The following is a 1708-nucleotide window of genomic DNA, read 5'->3' as shown; positions in this document are numbered from 1 at the left end:
GAGGAGGAGTCGATGGGGAATTACTCCTTTATGTTCGGCGCTACGAATGAGAATGTCGACCTGCTCTCTAAGCTGGATCTGAAGCATACCCCGGGGGTGAAGGTCTTTATGGGCTCCAGCACCGGCAATATGCTGGTCGACTCTCCCGAGACGCTCCGACGGATCTTTGCGGAGTGCCCCACGCTGATCTGCATCCATAGCGAGGATGAGGGAATCATCCGGGCCAATAAGGCGAAGTACACTGCACTGTACGGAAACGATCCGGAGGTAAAGTTTCATCCCCTCATCAGGAGTCGCGAGGCGTGCTATGAGTGCAGCAGACGAGCGGTCGCCATGGCGGAGGAGACAGGCGCAAGGCTCCACATTCTCCACCTATCCACGGAGGACGAGCTGTCACTGCTGAAGCCTCGCACGGCAGAGGGCTTTAGTAGCAAGCGGATCACCGGCGAGGTCTGCGTGCACTACCTCTGGTTTACCGATCAGGACTACGAGCGACTTGGGGCAAGGGTAAAGTGGAATCCCGCCATCAAGACCGAGCGCGATCGAGCTGCCCTGAGAGCCGCCATCAATAGCGGTCTCGTCGATGTGGTCTCGACGGACCACTCGCCCCACCTGCCGGAAGAGAAGGTGGGTGGCGCACTGGGAGCAAAGAGCGGAGGACCGCTGGTGCAATTTTCCCTCCCCCTTATGCTGGAGCTGGTCCACGAGGGAGTCTTCCCGATCGAGCGGGTGGTGGAGTATATGGCGCACAATCCCGCCCTACTCTACGGCATCGACGAGCGAGGATTTATCCGCAAGGGTTACTATGCCGATCTGGTGCTGGTGGATCCTCATAAGAGTACCACAGTAACAAAGGAGGTGATCCGGAGCAAGTGCGGCTGGAGTCCCTTCGAGGGAGAGACCTTCCACAGCAGCGTGGTCAGGACGATACTCAATGGAGCTCCGGTGGTGAGAGGAGGAGTGCTCGATGAGAAGCTAGCTCTCCGATCAAAGAGAGCTCTCACCTTTGGCAATCGACTACCGAGATGAGCAGGAGCAGCCTTTTTCCTATCCTTGCGACCTGCTGCCTTTTGCTCCTTGGTGAGGGAAGAGCACTGGGACAGATCGACATCGACAAGCAACTTCGGGATCGTATCATCGCCCCGGACTCGCTGCTCAATGACGACACCGATGCCGATCGGCATGGGACGCTCGAGAGTTACTACCTCACCGGTCGCACGGGAGATATGAGACCGGCACCTCTCGATACCATCAAGCTCAATTCCTTTAGGCGAGAGCACATCGAGGGCAGGAGCATCGCAGAGAGCTACTTAGGCACTTACGCAGGGCCTTATCAGTCCAAGGTCTACTTCGATCAACCGATCGACCAGTGGGGCGACTTCTACTACCTGGCGCCCTACTTCCACCTCCTCAGGAGAGGGACCATGGCGAGATACTTCGACACCAAGGTTCCCTACACATTCCTAAGTGTGCAGAAGCTGGGCGGATCCAACGAGCTGGAGCAGCTCCTCCATGCCCTCTTTACCACCAACCTTGGTCCTAATGTCAATCTCGGCGGTGAGGCAGAAATAGATAAGGCCAATGGGGTGTACAATAACACCGCCTCGCAGGCGCTTACGTACCGTATCTTTGGCTCCTACACCAAGGGGCGGTATGAGCTCTTTGCCGAGGTGGGGAATACCAACGTCATCAATCAGGAGAATGGCGG

General features: G+C 57.1%; 2 protein-coding genes. Both read left to right on the top strand.

Features of this window, described 5'->3' with window-relative positions; translation table 11 throughout:
• The coding region (locus Q0F21_RS07750) for an amidohydrolase family protein (RefSeq protein ID WP_297238824.1) at positions 1–1029 on the top strand (1029 nt) is incomplete at its 5' end.
• The coding region (locus Q0F21_RS07745) for a putative porin (protein ID WP_363282798.1) at positions 1026–1708 on the top strand (683 nt) is incomplete at its 3' end. The genes Q0F21_RS07750 and Q0F21_RS07745, both read left to right, overlap by 4 nt.

This window comes from uncultured Porphyromonas sp. (genome assembly GCF_934359325.1).
Taxonomy (GTDB): Bacteria; Bacteroidota; Bacteroidia; order Bacteroidales; family Porphyromonadaceae; genus Porphyromonas_A.
The sequence above is the reverse complement of the archived record's forward strand: the minus strand, read 5'-3'. Positions and strand labels throughout refer to the sequence as shown.